The following is a 21,901-nucleotide window of genomic DNA, read 5'->3' on the forward strand; positions in this document are numbered from 1 at the left end:
GGTCGAGTCCCGTCTTTCGCTCGATGACCGCGAGCCGGCTCCGCGCGAAGGCCTCCCGCGGGCGTGTCAGCTCGGCGGGCCCAGGCCGCGGGCTTTCATCCACTGCTCGAGGGTCGCGCGCTCTTCTTCCATCCGCGCGTCGGCGCGGATGTGGCGCCAGGCCTCGTCGAGGAGCGTGCGGGCGCGCGGGCGGTCGCGGCCGGCGTCGTACAGGGCGCGCGCCAGGAGGCCGCGGGTCCAGGCGACGAGGCCCGGATCGGCGGCCGGGTCCTGCGCCGCGACGGCCTGCTCGAGCAGCTCGGCCGAGCGCTCGGGCCGGCCGAGGCGGTACTCGATGTCGCCGAGCACGCGCAGCTCGTCGGCGCCGCCGTAGTCGTCGCCGCGGGCCTTGCGGGAGATCGCCAGGCTCCGGGTGATCGAGCGCCGGGCGTCCTCGTAGCGGCCGAGCTCGACCTCGAGCTCGCCGAGGCCGAACAGGGCGTCGCCGATCCAGTAGTGATCGGGGTCGACGCTGGTGCGCAGCGCGGCGAGGGCCCGGCGGTACATCGCCTCGGCCTCGCCGTGCCGGCCGGCCCGCGACAGCGCCCGGCCAGGCCGGCCAGGACGTCGCCGGTGTGCGGGTGCTGCGGGCCGAGCTCGCGCTCGCTCAGGCTCGCGGCCTGGCGCATGCGATCGAGCTCGTCTTGCTCGCGGCCCTGCCAGGCGTGGACCTGGCCGAGGTTGTGCAGGACGGTGGCGATCCGGTGGTGATCGGGGCCGAGCGCGCGCTGGTAAGTGGCGAGGGCCCGCTCGTAGGCGGCCTCGGCCTCGTCGTAGCGGTGCAGGGCGTAGAGCGCGGCGCCGAGGGTCTCGACGGTGAATGCGACCTCGGGGTGGTCGTCGCCGTAGACCCGCCGCTGACCGGCCAGGACGCGCTCGAGCAGGGGCAGGGCGCGCTCGCCGTCGGCGCGCTGGAGGGCGACGCCGGCGAGGTAGAAGACGACCTCGAGGGTGCGCAGGTCGTCGGGGCCGAAGCGACGCTCGCGGATCGCCAGGGCCTGCTGCAGGTCGGCGTCGGCGGCGTCGAGGTCGCCGCGCTCGAGGGCGACGCGGCCGCGCATCGACAGGAAGCTGGCCTCGCGCGCGGGCGGGCGGCCGAGTCGCTCGAGCGCGGCGGTCAGGCGGGCCTCGAGCGCGGGCAGGTCGTCGTAGTCGGCCTGCTCGATCGCCCGGATCCACATCAAGTCGGTGAGCGCGTCGGCCAGCACCACCTCGTGGCGGCTGGCCTCGGCGGCCCAGATCGCGGCCTCGAGCGAGCGCGCGGCGTCGTCGAACCGGCCGAGGTCGTCGGCGAGGATGCCCTCGAGGTACAGGGCCTCGGCGAGGAGCGGGCGGTAGCCGAGGGCGCGCGCCTCGGGGACCAGGGCGCGCGCGTGGGCGAGGCCGTCGCGGTAGCGGCCGGCGTCCCAGGCGGCCTTGACCTCGGCCAGGCGGGCGCGCAGGGCCTCGACCTGCTGGCGGGTCTGCGGATCGGCGGGCGGGCGCACGGGGGCGCCGAGGGCCTCGACGTCGGCGCAGGCCTCGAGGTCGGACAGGCGCTGGGCGGCGCGCACGGCCTGCTCGGCGGTCGGGCGATCGGCGTGGACGAGACGCTCGCCGAGGGCCTGCAGCTCGCGCAGGCGGGCGTCGAGGCAGGAGGTGCGCAGGCCGAGCAGGGCCTCGGTCTGCTCGCCGTGCAGCCAGGTGGCCGCGCACGCCTCGGTGCGCATCGCCACCCAGCGGGCGGCGTAGTCGTCGAGGCTGCCCGCGAGGCGGGCCACGGCGGCCGGCGGCGACCCGGCCGAGGTCAGGGCGCGGGTCACCTGCTCGCGGCGCTCGCCGTCCCACACGCCCTCGAGGTGGCGCGCGGCGCCGCGGCACCGGGCGGGCTCGGCGGTCGCGGCGTACACGAGGCCGGCCGCCAGCGCGCCGGCGCCCACGAGCAGGGCGGCCGCGCCGAGGCGACGCCCGGGCTCGCGCGCGAGGGCGGCCAGCAGGGCGTCCATGGTCGGGAAGCGATCCGCGGGGGCGACCGACAGACCGCGCAGCAGGGCCCGTCGCAGGCGCCGGGGCACGCGGGCGCCGCGGGGCGCGGGGCTCAGCCGACCGTCGCGCACGGCGAGCGCCAGGGACTCGACGGTGTCGCCGGCGAACGGGCGCTGGCCGTACAGCGCGGTGTAGAGCGCGACGCAGAAGCTGAACTGATCCGAGCGCGCGTCGGCCGGGAGGCCCGCGTGCTGCTCCGGGGCCATGTAGATCGGGGTGCCGAGCACCGCCCCGGTCGCGGTCAGATCGGCGAGTCGCTCGCTGCCGGGGCCCGACTGCGCGGTGATCGTGAGCGGCTCGTCGCCGCTGGCGCGCGCGAGGCCGAAGTCGACCACGCGGACCTGGCCGTCGTCGCCGACGAGCACGTTCTCGGGCTTGAAGTCGCGGTGGACCAGGCCGGCCGCGTGCGCGGCAGCCAGGCCGCGCCCGGCGAGCAGGAAGCGGGCGAGGACGTCGCGGCGCGCTCGCGGGGCGGCGCGCAGCCAGGCCGCCAGGGTCTGGCCGCGGATCAGCTCCATGGCGATGAAGATCCGCTCGCCGATCCGGCCGACGTCGTGGATCGCGGCGACGTTGGGGTGCGAGAGGCGGGCCATGGCCTGGGCCTCGCGGCGCAGGCGATCCTCGAGCTCGCGGCGCGGGCCGGCGGGGTGCGGGCGCAGCAGCTTGAGGGCGACGGGCCGGCCCAGCTCGGGGTCGTGCGCGGCGTAGACGACGCCCATGCCGCCGGCGCCGAGCTGCGACATGACGACGTAGCGGCCGAGGCGGGCCCCGGGCTGCAGCGGCAGGTCGAGCTCGCTCGGGTCGGCGGCGTCGGCTGCGGGCGTGCGCGTCGGCGCGCCGGCGTCGTGCGTGGGGGCCTCGGCGGCGTCGCTGGCGAGCTCCGAGAGCAGCTGGCGGCAGGCCTCGCAGCGCGAGGCGTGAGCCTCCACGCGCGCGCGCGTGGCCGCGGCCGCGCGGCCCTCGACGAGCTCGAGCAGCGTGTCCGTGCCCAGGCATGCGCTCTGCGGTGACGACGGCATCGTTGCTCGCTCGACCGGGGCACGATATCACCGGCGAGGTGGTCACCGGGCGCGAGGACACCGATGCGCGCGAGCGCGAGGCGGCCGCGCTGGCGGCGGCGTTCGTCGCGGCGCGGCCCGATTTGGCGGTCACGCCGGGCCTCGGTCGCGCGCTGGCCTCGGTCGTGGCCGCGGCCGCGGCCGCGTGGCCGGGCGTGTCACTGGCGGCGGAGCGCTTCGTGGCCGCGCTGGCGCCCCGGCTGGCCGCGGACCGGCCCGTCGAGGCCGCGCTGGCCGAGCTGTGCACGGGCGACCTGTACCTGGCGTGCGCGTGCGTCGAGGGCGAGCCGCGGGCGCTGGCGCAGTTCGACCGCCTGCTGGTCCCGCTCGTCGAGCGCGCGGCCGGCCGCCGCGGGGCGACTGCGTCGCAGCAGAACGACCTGCAGCAGGTCGTGCGCGAGCGCCTGCTGATGCCGCGCCCGTCGGCCCCCGAGGAGGCGCACGCGCGGCTCGCCGAGTACTCGGGCCGCGGCAGCCTGCGCGCGTGGATCCGCGTGGTCGCGACGCGCGAGACGCTGCGCCTGCTGGCCCGCCCGCAGCGCGAGGTTTCCGGCGACGAGGAGGCGATGGCGGCGCTCCTGCCCGCGGACGCCGGCCCCGAGGTCGAACACCTGAAGCAGCACTACCGCGAGGCATTTAAACAGGCGTTCCGCGAGGCCGTGGCGGGGCTGTCCGACCGCGAGCGCGTGCTGCTGCGCCAGCACGCGCTCGACGGGCTGAGTATCGACCGCCTGGCCGATTTTTATAAGGTGCACCGCTCGACGACGGCCCGGTGGGTCGAAGGGGCCCGCCGCGCGGTGCTCGAGCAGACCCGCCGCGCGCTGGGCCGGCGCCTCCACGTGCCGGCGGCGGAGCTCGACAGCATCATGCGGCTGATCGACAGCCGCCTCGACATCACGCTGCCGACGCTGCTGCGCGAGCCCGGAGCGGCGCCGGGTCCCTCGCAAAGAAGGGATGAGCCCGGGGCGGGTCGCCGCATTGTCGCTGCGTCAGAGCGTGAGCGAAGGACATGTTGTTTGGAGCATGTCCTGATGGGCATGTCGTTTAGAGCATGTCCTCTCGGCCATGCTCGACGGCCGTGTGTCTCGCTCACGCGGCTCGGCCGCGACGGAGGACGCGCCAGTGCACCCACGCGACCGTCACGACGACGGCGGTGCCCAGGAAGGCGAGCGGGTCGGCGGTCTGGATGAATTCGCGGGCGTTCCAGCTGACCACCGCGAGCCCCAGGGCGACGAGCCAGCGCGGATCGGCGAAGCCGGCGGCGATGCAGACGGCGAGCAGGAGCGCCGCGGCTGCGACGGAGACCCGGTCGACCGTGCCGGGTGAGAGGTGCCAGGTCGCCGTCACGAACAAGGCGGCGAGGCGCCACGCGGCGGCGGCCATCGACACCAGCGCGAGCCCGACGAAGGCCGGGCGAACCGCGAGCGCGCGTTCGGCCGTCGTCGCGGCGGTCGCGGCCGCCGCGACGAGGAAGGGGACGGCGCCGGGAACCGCCATGCCGAGCGCCCACCGGAGGTCGAAGGGTCCAGAGTAACGGAGCGTCGCGAGGAGGCCGATGCCGACGAGCGCGACGGCCCCCACCCCTACGCCCGCGCGCCGCCGCAGCAGCACCGCCACTCCGAGGAGCATGTACGTCACGAGCTCGAGCACGAGCGGCGCAACGGTCAGCGCGAGCTCGGCGAACGGCACGCCGGCGGTGATGTTGCCGGGGAGCCAGTAGAGGAACAGGCCGAGGCGAAGCAGGACGGTGCCGACGCGGACGCCGGCGAGGAAGGTCGCTCCGAGAGCGATGCCCTGGACGAGCACGAGGCGGAAGGGCTGGTCGGCGGGCGCCTTCGCGTGGGCACGGATCGCCGCCAGCACGAGGTCCCAGGTGTCTCGCGGGCGGGGCCAAGACCGCCCGGCGGGGCAATTCTCGAGCGTGGTACGGACGAGCTCTTCTTCCCAGCGCGCTCGAAACGCCACGGGAAACAGGGAGGTGAGCGCGCGGACGCGACGTTCGAGGCGGCTCATCGGTGCGCGAGCCTCCGCTTGGCGAGCCCGACGAGGTTCTCCCGCCGCTGGGTCTCCTCGACGAGGACGCCCCGCCCGCGCCGCGTGAGGCGATAGTAACGTCGCGGCCGCCCGTCCTCGATCTCCTCGCGGTCGAGCTCGACGTGGCCGGCGTCTTCCAGCCGCTCGAGCGCCCCGTAGAGAGTGCCGGGGCCGATCCGGATCGTGCCGCCGCTCAGCTCCTTGGCCTCGAGCAGGATGCCGTAGCCGTGGCGCGGCCGATCGGAGAGCGCGAGGAGGATCAGGAACGTGGGGTCCTGCATCGACTCTCGGCTTATCACCGTATGATGTATCGGTCAACGATATATGGATTGCGGACGAGGCGAGCTCTCGATCGCGTGGGAGCGGGCGCCCCCACGATTGCGCGCCCATTGTGGACAGCCGGCCCTCCCGCTCGGGGCGACGAAGGCAGGCGCAGCGCGGCCTTTCGGAGTATTCCGCCGGGCATAGCACCCCTGGCACCGTCGACTCCAGCAGGCCGGGGCGTGCGCCGGGTCGGGCGCTGCTGCGGCGGCGCGCTCACGGCACGTCGATTCGTCAGGACCGGAGCGACGCCTCGGCGACGGGGAATTCGGCGCAACAAGGAATCGCCAGGAGTCGCGCGAATGCGAGATGGTCTCGCAGGCATGCGAGACCATCTCGCAGGCATGCGAGACAGCCAGCCGGCCGCGCCGCGGGCATCACGAGCTTCATGGGTCGCTTTCGACCTTCAGCCGCCGGGGCCGGCCGTCGTCACGATGCAGTTCGCCGGACGGTGATTGCGGTGCATGCGAATGGCGCCGCGCCGACGGTTGCGCGCGTCGGAGGCTACGCGAATGTGGGTGACCGGCGACGCGCGAATAGGCGTCGGCCGGGGCGTCGGCGGGGAAGGCCGCGGTCGAGCGAGCGAGGCGGGCAAGCCAGCGGCGATCGAGCGGGTGCTCGAGGTCCGCAGGATCGACGGCAGCGCAAGTGGCAGCTTTGTGCGCACCGGTGGGCTCGCCGACGCCGACGAAGAAGCCGGCCAGCAGCAGCGCCGAGCGGACCGCGGTCGCGCCGCTGTAGGTGTGCACGGTGGCCCCGGCGCGACAGCGGCCGCGCAACGTCGTGAACGCGGCGACCGACCACAGCTCGGGGTTGGCGCGCGGCGAGAACGGATCCCAGAACACGACATCGGCCGCGGGTGCGCCCGCGAGTGAGCCCGGCAGCTCGCCGGCGATCAGGCGCCAGGTGGTCCGCGCGGCCTCGTGGACACCCGCGCCGAGCAGCGTCGAGGCGGCGGCTCCGGCGGCGCCGTCGAGGCCGAAGTCGGCGGCGTGCTCGGGCCGCAGGGCGAGCGCGAGGGCGTCGAGGCTGCGCTCGAAGCTGACGATCGTGAGGCGCGGCCCGGCGGTCCGCGCCTCGGACAGCCGCCACGCCGCGATCGCGTTGGAGCCGGCGCCGAGGCCGACGTCGAGGAGGACCAACGGCTCGCTCCGCTGCAGCCGCGCGGCCAGGCGGGCCGGTTCGCAGTAGAGCCGCGCGGCCTCGACCGCGGGCCCGACCACAGGATGCATGACCTCGCCGACGCGCCGATCGAGGATCGCCTGGGCGCCGCCGGTGGTCGTCACCACCTCGCATTCGTCGCTCACGCGGGGGCCCCGATCCGGCGATCGCTGTGCTCGTAGCGATCGATCGCCTCGAGCTTGGCGCGCGCGTAGGTCGCGAAGTGACCGGCCGCGATGGCAGCGCGGGCCTCGGCCATCAGCGCGTGATAGTGATGCAGGTTGTGGATGGAGACGAGGCGCGGGCCGAGCGGCTCGCCGCAGCGGAACAGGTGGTGCAGGTACGAGCGCGTGTACAGCTTGCAGGTGCTGCAGGGGCAGGTTGCGTCGAGCGGGCGGTCGTCGTCCTTGGTGCTCGCGCGGGTCAGCTTGACGCGGCCGGTCGAGGTGAAGGCGGTGCCCTGCCAGGCGAGGTTGGTCGGCAGGATGCAGTCGAACATGTCGACGCCGGCGAGGATGGCGTGCAGCAGGTCGGGCGGGGTGCCGACGCCCATGAGATAGCGCGGGCGATCGGCGGGCAGCAGCTCGGCGGCCATGTGCGTGATGTCCTCGCGCTCGGCCCGGGTGTCGCCGACCGCGAGGCCGCCGATGGCGAAGCCGTCGAACGGGTGGTCGGTGAGGAAGGCGGCCGACTCGCGCCGCAGCGCGGAGAAGATGCCGCCCTGCATGATGGCGAACAGCGCCTGCGGGGTGTCGGTGCGGGCGGCCAGGCTGCGCAGGGCCCAGCGGTGGGTCCGCTGCATGGCGGCCCGGGTGGTGGCCTCGTCCGAGCGGGCGTCGACGCAGACGTCGAGCACCATCATGATGTCGGCGCCGATCGCCTCCTGCATGGCGATCGAGGCCTCGGGCGAGAGCATGTGGAACTGCTGATTGGTGTAGCTGCGGAAGCGGGCGCCGCGCTCGCTGATCACGCGATCGTCGGAGAGCGAGAAGATCTGGTAGCCCCCCGAGTCCGTCAGCATGGGGCCGTGCCAGCCCATGAATCGGTGGATCCCGCCGACCCTGCGGAACAGGTCGGGGCCGGGGCGCAGCATCAAATGATAGGTGTTGCCGAGGACGACCTCGGCGCCGACCTCGTGCAGCTCCGCCGGCGTCAGACCGGTGACCGTGGCCCGCGTGCCGACGGCCATGAACACCGGGGTCTCGATCCGGCCGTGCGGGGTGTCGAGCGCGCCGCGGCGTGCCCGTGAACCGGGGTCGACGGCGCTGACGTGGAAGGGGAAGCGCATGGGCGGCGCAGTGTAGCGGAGGCGCCCCGCCCCGTCGCCGCGAAGGGCGGGTGCGCTTCGGCTGGCTGCGCGCCCGGGGCGCCGCGCGGCGTGACCTGGCCGGGCGACGGCTCGGGCCTCGCGTCGCTCGACGGGGCGGACGGGAGGCGGCGCCGCGCCCGAACCTCGACTCGGACAGACGTCCTCGGTCCCGGGCTCGCCGGTCCCGTCCTCGGCATGCCTCGGCGGACCGACGTGCCGACGGGTGTTGTCTTTCGCTACCCGTCCGCCGCGCGGCTCGGAGGAGGCGGCCGCGCGGGGAGCATGTCCTTCGGGACATGTCCGTCACGCGCCGGGCGGAAGAGCCGGCCGGTGACGCGCGGCGCGTCGGCGGGTCGGAGAGCCAGGCGGCGCGGGCCGCAAAAGGAGGCCGCGCGGCGGACGTGTCCTGCGGGACAGGTCCGCCGCGCGGAGCGGTTTGGCGGTTCGGGATTGGAAGACAAATCGGTCGGTGACGCGCTACGGGGTATCGTTTCGCGGGCGAGCGCTGGGCTCGGCCCGCAGTGCGCAGAGGCGGCGGGCAAGCGAAAGAAGGGGCCGCGGCGCCACCGACCGCGCGCGTCACATGAGCTTGCGACGCGAGAACTCGGCGCGCAGCTTGGCGAGCGCGCCCTCCTGGAGCTGACGGATCCGCTCGCGCGACAGCGAGTAGCCGGCGCCGATGTCCTTGAGGGTCATCTCGGTCTCGCCGTCGAGGCCGACGCGCTTGCGCAGGATGTCGGCCTCGAGCGGGGTGAGCTGGGCGAACACTTCGGCGAGCTGCGACTGCAGCAGGTCGCGGTCGATGAGGTCGGACGGGGGGACGTAGTCGGGGTCGGCGACGGCGTCGGCGAGGGTGCCATCGCTGTCGCGCGAGGCCGGCGAGGCGAGGCTCAGCGGGGTCTCCATCAGCGACCAGCCCATGCGGGAGATCCGCTCGCGGCTGACGCCGCTGACGAAGGCCAGCTCCTCGTCGGTGGGCTCGCGGCCCTCGGCGAGCTCGAAGTCGCGGCGGGCGCGGGCGACCTTCTGGCAGGCCTCGATCATGTGGACGGGCAGGCGGACGCAGCGCGACTTGTCGGCGATCGAGCGGGTGATGGCGTGACGGATCCACCAGGCCGCGTAGGTCGAGAAGCGGCAGCCGCGGGCGGGGTCGAAGCGGGCCACGGCCTTGAGCAGGCCGAGGTTGCCCTCCTGGATGAGGTCGGGCAGGGGCACGCTGCCGCGGTAGAACCGGCGCGCGAGGGCGACGACGAGGCGCAGGTTGGAGCGCACGAAGGCGTTGCGGGCGGCGACGAAGGCGGCCTGCTTGCTGCGCACGGCGGCGACGTAGCGGGCGAACGGGACGCTGCCGCGGCGCGGGGGATGGACGGCGAGGCAGGTCGGGGCGCCGCGGTTGCCCTCGAGGGTGCCGAGGTCGGCGACGAGCAGGTCGGCGAGCTCGGTGTCGACGTCGGCCTCGAGCAGGATGCCGGCGACGCGGTCGCGGGCGGCGTGGAAGGCGTCGTGGTGCTTGCGCAGGTCGCGGTCGCGGAGGGTCCGCGCGGCCTTCTCATAGGCGGCCAGGGCGGCGTGCGAGCAGACCTCGTCGGCCAGCCGCTCGCGTACGAACGCGCAGATCGGCTCGGCGTAGGGCGGATAGTCGAGGAGCGCCGTCCACATGCCGCGGCGCAGGTGCACCAGCTTGATCGCAGCGGCGGTCTCCTCTTCGCGCGTCATCACCTCGGCGTCGGCGAGGTCGCGGAAGTAAGTGGTGAGTGGCCGGTGCGACGAATCATTCACCAGAGCGCCGTTCGAGTCACGGGTATCGATTTCTCGCAGCATGGTGTCAGTCCTTCCATATCCGGGCGGCCATTCGCCGCCGTACGCGTGGTCCGAGCGGCTCGCCGGCGCATCGAGGCCGTGCCGCGGATCTCGCCCTCGCCCCGGGGAGAACCTTGTTTCCCGGGCGCTCGGTCGTCTTGTGGGAGAACTGATCGGGGCCCGGACGGATGTCAATGCCGGCCGGCGCAACTTTTTTCGCGACGTTTTTTGGGGTCCGAAGCGCCCAGCGAGGCGCAGGCGCGGCGTCAGGCGAACGGACCCTGGACACTCCTTCTACGGCGATCGCAGGGCCCGGCGGCGTGGGCGGGCTGTCGCGCATGCAATGGTAGAAGGGCGTCGCGCGGCGTGCGCGGGGATTGGCACGTGGATCGGTGGAAATGGCCTCCGGGGCCTCTCAGAGGCGCTCTGGAGGCCGAAGGACGGGTGTCCGCCGCAGCCCCCGGGGCGCGGTTGCGCGGGCCGGCGATCCGAAAATAAGAGGCTCACGAGGATTCGGACATGCTTCGCTGGGCGCTCATCTTCCTGTTCATCTCGCTGGTGGCCGCGCTGATCGGCTTCGGCGGCATCACGGTGGTCGCGGTCCAGCTGGCGCAGGTGCTGTTCTACATCTTCCTGGGCGGCTTCGCGGTGATGCTGGTGGCGGAGCTGCTGGCAGGCTGAGCCGTACGGCGAGGGCCGCAGCGGCCTGTCGCGGGCGACATGTATTAATAGGAAGGCGATTGGCCAGGCCGGGGGCCGCGCCGACGCCTCGACGAGGCGAGCGCGCAGCGGCTTGCAGCTCGCGGGCTTTCGTCGAGGCGAGAGAGGGTCATCTGCGGCCGCGAGGCGGTGTCCGCGGCCTGGGCGGCGATCCACGCAAACCCTCCTGCGCGCCGGTCGTCAGCGAGCCGGCAGGGTCCGGTCGTCGCCGTGCACGCATTCGCCCCGCTCGCTGTCCTCATTCCAGAGCGGCCGCAGCGGTCGTGCTCGGGGCGCCAATGGTCGCACTCGGGTTCATGAATCGAATCGCAGCCGGTTGCGCACGGCCAGGCGGAAGCACGGCTCGGATTCGCCGCATGAGTTCGTCCGGCTGGCGTGCGCGGTGGGTCGATCACCCGATCGGATTGTCCGTTATTTGCGCTACGTGGGACCGAAGGACGGCGCACCGCGGCGCTCGGACGCAAGCAGGGAGGAGGAATCCCCGCGGGCCGGGAGCCCTGGCCCGTGTCGGCGCAAGGTGCGCCACGACGGGCACGAGCCTGGCGGAGCTCGCGCCGATCAGCGCGCAAGGGGCGCCGGTTCAGAGGGGCGAATACGCGCGTGCTCGGACGCCTGGACCGGCGACCACGACGGGTGAACGCGAGCGAACGCGCGCGTCCGGACGCGACGACCCGGGCCGGCGGTGATGCCGCGGCGCCGGGGGCGCCCGATCGCGGCCGCCCGGGGAGGGCGAGCGGGCGGACGACAATGCGTAGAGCACGACCGGAACTGTTTTGAAAACGATCGCGCCCGCACGCTCGCGGTGCCATGAAAGGGTCGCAGGACCGCTGGGCCGCGAATGTCGACAATAGCGAGGTCGATAGCGGTCGCCGGCGGGCGGCGAACGGATCGAAGTGCGATGAATGACAGGACGCCGAACGGCGAGGCTCGAGCGCTCGACTCACGCGAGTCGAGGCGGATGGCGAGAGCCCGCAGGCGTCACGAGTGCTCGGGCGGCGAGAGCCGGCGGGTGTCACGGATGCTCGGCGTGCGGCGGATCGATGGAAGCACCGCGGGCCCGGGCGGCCGCGAGGGCGCGCGCGTCGACGAGGTGGACGACGCCGGCGTCTTCGCTGAGGGCCGCGAGCTTCGTCAGCAGGGCCTGGTCGGCGACCACCGCGCGGCCGTGCTGGCGCAGGTGCTCGGACCACGAGCCGAGCGCGAAGGTCTCGACGAAGAGGTCGGGATCGGCGAGGTCCTCGTAGATCGACCAGTCGCTGGCGCCGTCGCGGCGGCGCAGGTTCTCGAGCTCGCGGCTCAGGGCCAGGAACTCGGCGCGCCGGGCCGCGGCGACGCGGTGGCGGCGGACGATCAGGACCGGGCCGGCGTGGTGGTCGAGGTCGGTGCCGAGGACCACGGGCTCGGGCCAGGCGGCCCACGACGCGACGGCCTCGCGGCGGGCGTCGCCGAGGCGCCAGCGCACGGCCCCGAGCGCGCCGAGGGCGACGCCGGCGGCCGCGATCGTGAGGGTGCCGGGCGAGCCGAGCTGACCGGCGAGGCTGCCCCAGGCGAGGCTGCCGAGCGCGAGGCCGCCCTGGAAGACCAGCAGGTAGAAGCCGAGCGCGCGCGCGTGGACCCACCCGGGCGCAGCCGAGGCGGCGGCGACGTTGAGGCTCGACATGATGCTGATCCAGGCGACGCCGGTGGCGAGCATGGCGAGGTACAGCAGCGGCTCGCTGCGCACGTGGCCGAGCATCAGCATGGTGGCGGCGTAGAGCAGGCTGGCGGCGGCGGTCAGGCGATCGGGGCCCCAGCGCGCGCAGCTTCGGCATCACCGCGGCGCCGAACAGCGCGCCGGCGCCGACGCAGCCGAGCAGGGCGCCGAACCGCAGAGGGCTCATGTGCAGCTCGCGGCGGGCGATCACCGGCAAGAGGGCCCACAGCGCGCTGCCGCAGACGATGAAGGCGGCGGCGCGGGCGATCACGGCCCGCAGCACCGGCGCGTGGACGGCGAAGCGCATGCCGGCGACGATCGCCCCGACGACCCGCTCGGGGGTCTGCGGCGGGGGCTTTCGCGTGGGTCGCCAGCGCACCACCTGGACCACGACCAGCGAGAAGACGCAGGCGTTGAACGCATAGACCGCGCCGCTGCCGGCGAGGGCGACGCCGACGCCGCCGATCGCAGGCCCGACGGCGCGAGCGATGTTGACCGCGACGCCCCCGAGAGTGACGGCGGAGGCGAGCTCGCCGGCGGCGACCTGCGACGGCAGCACCGACTGCCACAGCGGGGCCGACAGCGCGGCGCCGAGGCCGAGGGCGAAGGTGAGGGCGAGCAGGGCCGCGGGCCCGAGCGCGCCGGTGATCGAGAGGACCGCGAGCGCGAGCGAGACCGCGGCCATCCACGCGGCGAAGCCGACGAGCAGCCGCCGGCGGTCGAACAGATCGGCGAAGGCGGCCGCGGGCAGGCCGACGAGCAGCACCGGCGCGCCGGACATGGTCTGCAGCAGGGCGACGTAGATCGGCGCGCTGGCGAGGGAGGTCATGTCCCAGCTGCCGACGGCGTTCTGCACCCACAGGGCGATGTTCGACCCGAGCGCGCCGAGCCACAGCGAGCGGAACACGCGGTGGCGCAGCGGCGCCCAGGCCGAGGCGGGAGCGGCGGACGAAGCGGGAGGATCAGCGGGGGGCGTGGTCGCCATGGTCGGGCTCGGGCGCGGGCACGCCGGTGATCTTGGGCGCGCACTCGCGGGAGAACCATGCCGCACTCAGCGGCTCCCCGGCGAGGAGCCGCCGCGCGATCGGCCCGACCTGCTCGCCGAGGAGCATGCCGAACAGCCCGAGCAGCGCCACGATCGGCGGCGCCGGTGAGCGCACGTTCAGCACGCTGTAGAGGACGCCGACGAGGACGCCGACGCCGAGCGAGAGCAGGTAGAGCTTCATGGAGGCCTAGTGGCCGCCCTCGGAGGCGTTGAACATGGTCTTGGCGTAGATGATCCCGAGGCCGTAGGCGCCGCCGAGCTCGGCGGCCAGGCCGGTGGTCGCGCCGTAGGTCTCGCCGCGGGCCCAGTCGCGCTGCAGCTCGAGCAGGTACTGCAGGGCGGTCAGCGGGCGCGCGCCGGCCTGGACCATGCGGGTGATCGCCTGCTCGTGGGCCTCGTCGGACACGTCGCCGCAGGCGTCCGTGATCACGTAGACCTCGAAGCCCTGCTCGATCGCCGACAGCACCGGGCCGACGATGCACACCGACGTCCACAGGCCGGCGATGACGACGCGGGACTTGCCGAGCTTGTTGACGCGGTCGATGACGTTCTGGTCCTCCCAGCAATTCATGGTGGTGCGATCGATGAGGTCGAGCTCCGGCTGGGCGGCGCGGATCTCGGCGAAGATCGGGCCGGAGAAGGTCTTCTCGGCCACCGTGGTGAGGATCGTGGCGACGCCGAAGATCCGGGCCGCGCGGGCCGCCAGGGCGGCGTTGTTGCGCAGCATGATGGCGTCGATCGAGCGGGTGGCGAACGCCATCTGCGACTGGTGGTCGATGAGGATCAGGGTGTGGTCGCCGGGGGTGAGCAGCGACTTGGCGGGGGTGGCGGTGGCGGTGGGCATGTCGAGTCCTTGGGTGATTGAGTTGAGTGCAACGGTGACGGTCAGAACTTGAGGGTCAGCCAGGTGGCGACGAAGTCGACGTCGCGGGTGCGTCCGGCCTGGGCGAGGAAGGGGCCGCGGAAGAAGCGGCCGACGGTGACGACGAAGCCGATGTGACGCCCGAGCTCGGCCTCGAGGGTGGCGCCGGCGCGGTGGCCGATGAAGCGGGCGTCGTTGAGCCCTGCGAGGATCGGCTCGCCGGGGACGTTGTAGATGCCGTCGGCCCGGCTGTAGCGCCACAGGCACACCCAGTCGAGGGTGAGGCTCAGGCGCTCCAGGGGGGCGAGCGTCAACATCGGGTGGACGTCGTAGAAGTTGGCGGGGCCGATCAGGGCGTCCTCGCCGAAGTAGGAGCCCTTGGGGAACAGCGCCGAGAAGGTGCCCATGGGCCGCCGGCCGCCGCGATCGCCGGAGGCGACGTCGAGGCGCACGCCGAGCCTCGGGTCCCACGGCAGCGGGAGGGCGACGCCGGTGTCGCTGGCGAGGGTCCAGGCCAGCAGCGGGGCGTCGCCGAACTTGCCGGTCTGCAGCACCGCCTCGAGGTTGTAGTCGAGCCGGCCGGCGGCGCCGAACCAACGTGTCCCGAGAGACAGGCGACGCTCGTGCGCCCGGCCGCGCTGGTACTCGGCGTCGGGGCGGTCGAGGTAGAGCGCGTAGACGTCGACCTGGCCGCCGGGCAGCGGCGAGGGCACCGTGGCGTGGGCGCCGGCGAACCACTGGCCGCGCTCCCAGCCGTCGTCGAACACGCCGGGGCGAGTGGCGACCGGGCGCGTGACGAACAGGTGGGCGCGGACGCGGCGGACGGCGACGATCAGCGAGACGCCGTCGAAGCTGCGGCGGACGTTGGGGCCCTCGCGCGGGGAGACCAGGCGGCCGGAGCCGAACGCGAGCTCGTGGCGGCCGGCGCGGAGGATGACGCGCAGGCCGGGGCGCTCGAGGTCGAAGTCGGCGAAGGCCTGGTGGAAGTCGAGGTCGTCGCGGTCGATGTCCCGCGGGCCGCCGGGGCGGCCGGTCTCGAGGGCGCTCTTGATCTGCGCGAAGGCGCGGAAGTAGGGGGCGCGCAGCTCGGCGTGCAGCATGTAGCGCTGCAGCCACGACAGCGAGCGCGGCGGGCCTGCCCCCCAGTCGAGGTGGCGGAAGGCGTCGAGGCGCTGGCGGGTCTCGCCGCCGAAGCCGAGCGCGACCCGCTTGCGCGGACCGAGCGGGATGTACTTGAGGACATCCAGGAGGTCGACCTGGCGCGTGGGGTCGCGCAAATAGCGGTAGTCCTCATCGGCGCGCAGCAGGCGGTAGGGCGGCGGGGCGGCCGGCGGACCGCCGCCGCGACCGGCCAGCGCGGCGGCCTCGCTGGCGCCGGCGGCCTGGGCCGGCGACGCGGGTTTGATGGAAGGTGAGATGGCCTTGGGGACAGGTCGCGGGGCGGCGGCGCTCATGTCCTCGGGGACAGTCAGCTGCGCCGTGGCGGGCGGGGTAGGCTGGCTGTCCCTTGGGACAGTGGATCCTGGCCCGGGCGCGGAGGTGGTCGTCGCTGCAGGGGCAGCGTCGGCGGGGGCGAGGGACGACCTGTCCTCGGGGGCAGATCCGGGGGCCGCGGGCGCGCTGAGGGTCATGTCCGCGAGGACATGCGGCGCGAGGGTGGTGGTCGGTGTGTCCGAAGGGACATGGGATGCGACCGCCGCGGGCGACATGTCCGCAGGGACATGTCCGTGCGGACCGCCCGCGGGCGGCTCGGCGCGCGCGAGGCTCGGGCCGCCGAGGGCGACCGCGAGCGCCGCGGTCCGGGCCGCGCGCACGCGACCGCCGGGCCCGGCGCGGCGCGGCGCCGGGCATGTCCGCGAGGACAGGTGCATGGCGCTCAGAACACCGCGCAGGGGCAGGCGAGGCCGACGTGGTGGTGGTGGTGATGGTGGGCGCGGTGGCGCAGGGCGCGGGCGACCACGCCGGGGTCGTAGCCGCCGTACTGCGCGGGCGGGGCCCAGTCGGGGCTGAACGGCAGCGGCGGCGGGGCGAGGCCGCCGAAGTCGCCGCTGGCGTGGACGACGTCGCCGCCGACCACCGTGAGCACCGAGGTGAGGTCGCGGATCTCCGCCTCCGGCACCGCGAAGTAGTCGTCCGACAGCACCGCGAGGTCGCCGAGGCAGCCCTCGGCGACGAGGCCGCGCTGGCCGTCCTCGCCGGAGAACCACCCGTTGCCGGCGGTGTAGAGGCGCAGCGCCTGCTCGCGCGACAGGCGGGCGCCGGGGCCGAGCAGCTCGGTGCCGCCGACGCTGCGACCGGAGACGAGCCAGCCGAGGCCGACCCACGGGTTGTAGCTGGCGACGCGCGTGGCGTCGGTGCCGCCGCCGACGGGGATCCCCGCGGCCAACATGCGGCGCACGGGCGGGGCGTCGCTGGTGGCCTCGGGGCCGTAGCGGTGCAGGAAGTGCTCGCCCTGGTAGGCCATGCGGTGCTGAATGGCGATGCCGCCGCCGAGCGCGGCGATACGGTCGATGTTCTTCGCCGAGACGGTCTCGGCGTGGTCGAAGAACCACCGCAGGCCGGCGAACGGGACCTTCCTGTTCACGGCCTCGAACACGTCGAGCATGCGGGTGATCGACTCGTCGTAGGTGGCGTGCAGGCGGAACGGCCAGCGGTGCGCGACCAGGTGCTCGACCACGGCCTCGAGCTGGGTCTCCATCTGCGGCGGCAGGTCGGGCCGCGGCTCGAGGAAGTCCTCGAAGTCGGCGGCCGAGTAGACGAGCATCTCGCCGGCGCCGTTGAGGCGGTAGTAGTCGTCGCCGCGGCCGGGGCTGACCGCCTGCGACCATTGACGGAAGTCGTCCAGCTCCTGGCCGGGGCGCTGGGTGAACAGGTTGTAGGCGACCCGCACGGTGAGCTGCCTGGCGGCCGCGAGCTCCTCGATGATCTGGTAGTGCTCGGGGTACTGCTGGAAGCCGCCGCCGGCGTCGATGGCCCCGGTGATGCCGAGCCGGTTGAGCTCGCGCATGAAGTGACGGGTGCTGTTGCGCTGCTCGTCGGGCAGAAGCCGCGGGCCCTTGGCGAGGGTGGCGTAGAGGATCCACGCGTTCGGCTTGGCGACCAGAAGGCCAGTCGGCTCGCCGTGGCGGTCGCGCTGGATGACGCCGCCCGGCGGGTCGGGGGTGTCGCGCGTGTAGCCGACGGCCCGCAGCGCGGCGCGGTTGAGCAGCGCCTGCGCGTAGAGGTGGAGCACGAACACCGGGGTGTCGGGCGCGGCGGCGTTGAGCTCGTCGAGGGTCGGCATGCGCCGCTCGGCGAACTGAAACTCCGACCAACCACCGACGACGCGCACCCACTGCGGCGGCGGGGTGATCTGCGCCTGCGCCCGCAGCCGCCGCAGCGCCTCGGCCAGCGAGGCGACGCCGTCCCACCGCAATTCGCTGTTGTAGGTCAGGCCGCCGCGGATGAGGTGGAGGTGCGAATCGATGAGGCCCGGGATCGCCCGCCGACCGCGGAGATCGATCCGCCGCGCGCCGGCGCCGGCGCGCGCCAGGACGTCGGCGTCGTCGCCGACGGCGACGAATCGCCCGTCGCGGATCGCCGCGGCGGAGGCCTCGGGCACCCGCGGGTCCATGGTCGTGATTCGCCCGTTGAAGAGGATCAGATCGGCGTCCGCGCTGGCTGTCATTGTCGGGTCCACCGGGAGGATGGCAGAGGCACGGCCGGACCGTAAACCCGACTTTATGGGGGTGAGGGCGCGCGGGCGGATCGGCACTCCCACGATTCGCTCGGTTGTGCGAATCATTGCGGCGCGGCTGGACAATCCTCTGCGTCGTCGCACCCTGTCGCACCGACGATGTTCAGGTGACGATCGGGCCGGCGGCGACTGCGATCTTTCACGCGCGAACGCCTTTTCCGGAGGAAATCTTCCGATCACGCCGGCGTCGCGCCCGCGCCGCGCGCGAGCGCCTGGCTCTTGGGACAGGCGGCGCGCGGACCGGCGTGACGCGACGCCGCGAGATCCGTCCTGCAGACGTCGGCGGCGCAGCTCGCCGCTGACGCGGGCGCGGGCTCACTCGCCGCCGAACAGCCGCCGAGACCCGAGGGACGAGGAGGGCTCGAACCGACGAGCCCGGCAGCGTCGGGCTCGCCGGTGGCTCGCGCTCGAACGACGAGCGGAAGGTGCCGTCGATCGCGCGGTTACCTTCTCGGCTCGTACCGCATCGCCACCGCCCCCGAGCCGTACTCTTGCCGGCTCACGAGCTTCAGGTCGATACGCTTCGGCAGCCCCGCGAACAAGGTCGGCCCGTGGCCCGCGATCGACGGGTGCACCACGAACTCGTACTCGTCGATGAGCCCCAGCTCGGCCAGCGCCTGCGGGAGCTTCACGCCGCCCACGAACAGTCCGTTGCCCGGCTCCTGCTTGAGCTTGCGGACGGCTTCCCCGAGGTCCCCACGCACGAGCTCCGCGTTCCAATCGACGCGGTCCAGGGTGCTCGACACGACGTACTTCTTGGCCGCGTCGATCGTCCGGGCGAACGGGTCCGTCCAGGCAGGCCTCGTCTCCGTCACGGTCGGCGTCCGCCACGCTGCTTCCATCATTTCGTAGGTCACCCGGCCGAAGAGCAGGGCGTCGGCCTTGGCGAGGTTCTCGGCCGCACGACGATGCATCTCCTCGTCCGGGGTGATCCCACGATGATCGCAGCACCCGTCCAGGGTGACGTTGATGGAATAGCGAAGGGGTCGCATTGCGCGAGAGTACTCCCGATAGAGATGAGCAGCAACTTCGGATGAGGCATCACGTCGCCGAAGGGTCCGTCCACACCACGTTCCATCCGTGTCCGTCGAGATCGTAGAATCCGTGGTCGTACATGAAACCGTGGTCCTCCGGCGGGCCCGCAGACACGCCGCCGTGCGCCGTCGCCTTCGCGACGATCGCGTCGACGTCCGACCGACTCGCGGCCGTGAACGAGAAGAGAGCCTCCTCGTGCGTGCGTGTGTCGCAGAGCTCGCGCTTCGTGAAGCCGCCGAAGAACGACTCTGTCAGCAGCATCACGAAGGTACCCTCGCTCACCTTCATGCAAGCGCTGCGGTCGCTCGAAAACTTCGGGTCGAACTCGAAGCCGAGGGCCAGGAAGAAGGCCATCGACTTGGGAAGGTCGCGGACGGGGAGGTTCACGAAGAACTTGCGTGTCATGTCGATCTCCGGAGAGGCGGGTCGGGACCCCCGCCGCATGGTTTCGATCGCACAGACCGCCCGGCCTTCGCGAACTCATCGGTCGATCACGCGAGCCCGGGCGACGTTAAAAGTTCGGGATCGTTCGATTTTTCGGCGCCCGATCCGGCGACGGCGGGGCGCTCGGGCGACCCGGACCGCAGGAAGAGCGCGCCACCGCCGAGCCTGCTGCGCTCGGGCCGCGAGGGGAGCTGTTTCACGCCGGTCACGCGAGCCCGGTGCAGCCGTCGATCGACGGTAGATCGGCCTGCGCCGAAGCGTCCGGCGAGTCGCTCGCAGGTCTCGACATTGCGGCCTGCGCTGCCGCAGGGATGCTGCGACGATGGGACTGCGCGGCGACGAGGGGCCGCTCTTTCGACGAGGTCCGGCGCCTCGAGCCGTGCTGCGGCCGAGGTCACGGATCGGTGAAGGGCGCCGAGCGGTCAGAGCCGGGTGTTCAGCGCCGGGAAGTCGAGGAACCCGAGGTCGCGCTCCGCGAGGCACAGCGGCGCGGTGCCGGCGCGGACCGCCGCCGCGGCGCCGACGTCGCCGGCGTGGTCGTGGGCCCGCGCGAGCAGCTCGGTGTCGCCGGACGTCGCCGACGGATCGGCGGCGACGGCGGCGAGGTCGGCGATCGCCGTCGCCAGCGGGCGACACAGGTCGGATCCCCGTGCGCGCACACCCCTGCGGGCACGGCGTGGCGCGCGTGGGCCAGCTCGATGTACGCGAGGTCGCGGCGCAGGCGTACGCGCAGCGGGTGCTTCTCCGGCAGCGCGGCGAGGGCCGTGGCGGCGCCGACCCACGCCTCTTCGCGCGCGTCGTCGGTGTGAGGGCCGGCCTCGAGCAGCTCGGCGGCGAGGACCCACGCGCGCGCGGCGATGTCGTCGAGGCCGGTCTCGGCGGCGCGGCGGCCCAGCGCGACGGCGTCGACGAGGGAGTCGCGCGCGGGCAGCAGCGGCCCTTGCAGGCCGGCGACGAGCAGCGAGAACCACGCCTCGTGGGTGGCGCGCGGGTCCTGGGCGCTCGGCACGGTCGTCACGAACCAGCGGGCGAGCTCGGGGTCGGGCGGAAAGCTCGTCTCGCGGGTCGCGGGCCGCGGACCGAACGCGCTGGCGTTGACGAGGCGCAGGTGCCACGCCCGGGCTCGCACCTCGCGCGGGGCCTCGCTGACCAGGGCGCGGTAGTTCACCGGCGCGGCGCAGTCGGCCAGCGCGGGCAGCAGCTCGCTGGCGGCCAGGCCGACGCCGCCGGAGCGCGGCGCCTCGACGACGGCCTGCGTGAAGTCGGACAGCGCCGTCCGGCGATCGGCGAGGCAGGTCGCGGTCCACACGTCGGGCTCCGGCGCGTCGCAATACTCGCGCTGGGCGACCCGCCACTCGGCGGCGTAGGCGTCGATCGGCGCGAGCGCGAGACCTGTCTCTGCGGACATGGCCGCAGCGACCTGTCCGCGGCGCCCGGCGTCCCACACGCCGCGCAGCGGCTCGGCCTCGCCGCAGTCGATGGGCAGCGGGGGCAGCGTTAAAGGCGGCAGGTCGGGCTCGGACAGCAGCAAGCCGAGGCCGAGCAGCGCGCTCGCCCCGGTGACCGCCGCCACCATCGCCCGCGCCCGCGGGGTCGCCCGCACGCCGCGCAGGGCGACCAGCAGCGCCGGCATGTCGGGCCAGCGGCGCGCCGGGTCGACCGCGAGGGCGCGCCGCAGCACCGCGAGCACCCGCGCCGGCACGCCGCGCTTCATCGGGTGGACCTCGCCGCGCTCGATCGCCGCCAGCAGGGCGCCGACCGTCTCGCCGCGGAACGGCCGGTGGCCGGCGAGCGCCTCGAAGACGACGACTGCGAACGAGAACTGGTCGCTGGCCGGGGTCGCGGCGCCGCCGCGGAACTGCTCCGGCGCCATGTAGGCCGGGGTCCCGAGCAGCACGTCGGTGCGCGTCAGCGGCTGGTCGAGCAGCAGGGCGCCGTCGCTGGCGGTGCGCTCGAGCTCCTCGGCGACGGCGCTGCTGCGCGCGAGGCCGAAGTCGGAGATCCGCGCCCGGGCGCCGCTCATCAGCACGTTGGCGGGCTTGAAGTCGCGGTGGACCAGGCCGGCGGCGTGGGCGGCGGCGAGGCCGTCCCCGGCCTGCGCGAGGACGCCGAGGACCTCCTGCCAGCCGCGCGGTCGGGCGCGCAGCCACACGTCGAGCGTGCCGCCGTCGACGTACTCCATAGCGAGGTAGACCTGCCCGCCGTGCACGCCGGCCTCGTGGACCGCCACCACGTTGGGGTGCTGCAGCCGCGCCATCGCCTGCGCCTCGCGCAGCAGACGCTCGGTCGCGTGCTCGCCGGCCGTCGTCGGCTGGATCAGCTTCAGCGCGACGGTCCGCCCGAGCTGCGGGTCGGTTGCCGCGTACACCACTCCCATGCCGCCGGAGCCGAGCATGCGCTGGATCTGGAACCGCCCGACCGCGAGGGCCGGCGTCGCGTCGCCGAACAGCGCGGCCGCGACGTGGCGGCGCACCTGGTCGATCGGCGCCAGCGGGCCGGGCGCCGCGGTCAGGCGGACGGTGGGGGGCACGGGGATCAGGGTCGCACGCGTGAGCACGAAGGTCACCTCGAGCACGACGTTCCCGATCCCGCCTCCGCGATCACGGGCCCTCTCGATTT

At 73.9% G+C, this 21,901-nt stretch carries 15 protein-coding genes and 2 pseudogenes; 2 read left to right on the forward strand and 15 right to left on the reverse strand.

The features are described from left to right. Positions 1-66: 66 nt before the first annotated feature. Together OV079_RS57100 and OV079_RS01840 are read right to left on the reverse strand one after the other, a co-directional pair. On the reverse strand, positions 67-546 hold the full coding sequence (locus tag OV079_RS57100) for a tetratricopeptide repeat protein (RefSeq protein ID WP_420829491.1): 480 nt from the start codon (positions 544-546) through the stop codon (positions 67-69). Between the two features lie 80 nt (positions 547-626). Beyond that, positions 627-3,083, reverse strand: a pseudogene (locus tag OV079_RS01840) (protein kinase domain-containing protein); the annotation flags it as partial. 2 nt (positions 3,084-3,085) lie between these two features. On the opposite strand from OV079_RS01840, the gene OV079_RS01845 reads away from it, so the two are divergent. Further along, a complete protein-coding gene (locus tag OV079_RS01845) occupies positions 3,086-4,312 on the forward strand; it encodes a sigma-70 family RNA polymerase sigma factor (protein ID WP_267765867.1) in 1,227 nt (408 codons plus the stop codon). Here the strand turns inward: OV079_RS01845 and OV079_RS01850 are convergent. From OV079_RS01850 to OV079_RS01870, 5 genes are all read right to left on the reverse strand, one after another. Next, positions 4,212-5,087 (reverse strand): hypothetical protein, encoded by an 876-nt coding sequence (locus OV079_RS01850; protein ID WP_267765868.1) that lies wholly within the window; start codon positions 5,085-5,087, stop codon positions 4,212-4,214. The two genes, OV079_RS01845 and OV079_RS01850, sit on opposite strands and share 101 nt — an antisense overlap. A gap of 44 nt (positions 5,088-5,131) precedes the next feature. Next, positions 5,132-5,437: a PadR family transcriptional regulator gene (locus OV079_RS01855; protein WP_267765869.1), complete on the reverse strand. Its 306-nt coding sequence runs from the start codon at positions 5,435-5,437 to the stop codon at positions 5,132-5,134. A 426-nt stretch (positions 5,438-5,863) separates the two neighbouring features. Then, the gene (locus OV079_RS01860; protein ID WP_267765870.1) at positions 5,864-6,784 is read right to left on the reverse strand and encodes an MnmC family methyltransferase; all 921 of its coding nucleotides are present in this window, start codon (positions 6,782-6,784) and stop codon (positions 5,864-5,866) included. After that, positions 6,781-7,926, reverse strand: a complete 1,146-nt coding sequence (tgt, locus tag OV079_RS01865) for a tRNA guanosine(34) transglycosylase Tgt (RefSeq protein WP_267765872.1) — start codon at positions 7,924-7,926, stop codon at positions 6,781-6,783. The genes OV079_RS01860 and tgt overlap by 4 nt, the downstream gene beginning before the upstream one ends. Before the next feature lie 600 nt (positions 7,927-8,526). Then, positions 8,527-9,768, reverse strand: coding sequence for a sigma-70 family RNA polymerase sigma factor (locus OV079_RS01870; RefSeq protein ID WP_267765873.1), 1,242 nt, complete (start codon positions 9,766-9,768; stop codon positions 8,527-8,529). A 498-nt stretch (positions 9,769-10,266) separates the two neighbouring features. Between OV079_RS01870 and OV079_RS01875 the strand changes: the two genes are divergently transcribed. Then, positions 10,267-10,428, forward strand: coding sequence for a DUF1328 domain-containing protein (locus OV079_RS01875; RefSeq protein WP_267744173.1), 162 nt, complete (start codon positions 10,267-10,269; stop codon positions 10,426-10,428). A 1,051-nt stretch (positions 10,429-11,479) separates the two neighbouring features. Here the strand turns inward: OV079_RS01875 and OV079_RS55495 are convergent. From OV079_RS55495 to OV079_RS01920, 8 genes and pseudogenes are all read right to left on the reverse strand, one after another. Next, positions 11,480-13,145: pseudogene (locus tag OV079_RS55495) on the reverse strand (MFS transporter). Beyond that, positions 13,123-13,386: a DUF1427 family protein gene (locus tag OV079_RS01890; protein ID WP_267765875.1), complete on the reverse strand. Its 264-nt coding sequence runs from the start codon at positions 13,384-13,386 to the stop codon at positions 13,123-13,125. Before OV079_RS01890 ends, OV079_RS55495 begins: the two are co-directional and overlap by 23 nt. Before the next feature lie 6 nt (positions 13,387-13,392). Continuing rightward, positions 13,393-14,049 (reverse strand): isochorismatase family protein, encoded by a 657-nt coding sequence (locus OV079_RS01895; protein WP_267765876.1) that lies wholly within the window; start codon positions 14,047-14,049, stop codon positions 13,393-13,395. Positions 14,050-14,090: 41 nt separating this feature from the next. Then, the gene (locus OV079_RS01900; protein WP_267765877.1) at positions 14,091-15,938 is read right to left on the reverse strand and encodes an alginate export family protein; all 1,848 of its coding nucleotides are present in this window, start codon (positions 15,936-15,938) and stop codon (positions 14,091-14,093) included. A gap of 5 nt (positions 15,939-15,943) precedes the next feature. Next, positions 15,944-17,734 (reverse strand): amidohydrolase, encoded by a 1,791-nt coding sequence (locus OV079_RS01905; RefSeq protein WP_267765878.1) that lies wholly within the window; start codon positions 17,732-17,734, stop codon positions 15,944-15,946. A 512-nt stretch (positions 17,735-18,246) separates the two neighbouring features. Further along, a complete protein-coding gene (locus OV079_RS01910; protein ID WP_267765879.1) occupies positions 18,247-18,795 on the reverse strand; it encodes a dihydrofolate reductase family protein in 549 nt (182 codons plus the stop codon). Between the two features lie 49 nt (positions 18,796-18,844). Further along, positions 18,845-19,282: a VOC family protein gene (locus OV079_RS01915; protein ID WP_338088864.1), complete on the reverse strand. Its 438-nt coding sequence runs from the start codon at positions 19,280-19,282 to the stop codon at positions 18,845-18,847. Positions 19,283-19,718: 436 nt separating this feature from the next. Next, the gene (locus tag OV079_RS01920; protein WP_267765881.1) at positions 19,719-21,857 is read right to left on the reverse strand and encodes a protein kinase domain-containing protein; all 2,139 of its coding nucleotides are present in this window, start codon (positions 21,855-21,857) and stop codon (positions 19,719-19,721) included. Positions 21,858-21,901 lie beyond the last annotated feature (44 nt).

Origin of the sequence: Nannocystis pusilla, from assembly GCF_026626665.1 — a bacterium.
GTDB classification, from domain to species: domain Bacteria; phylum Myxococcota_A; class Polyangia; order Nannocystales; family Nannocystaceae; genus Nannocystis; species Nannocystis pusilla.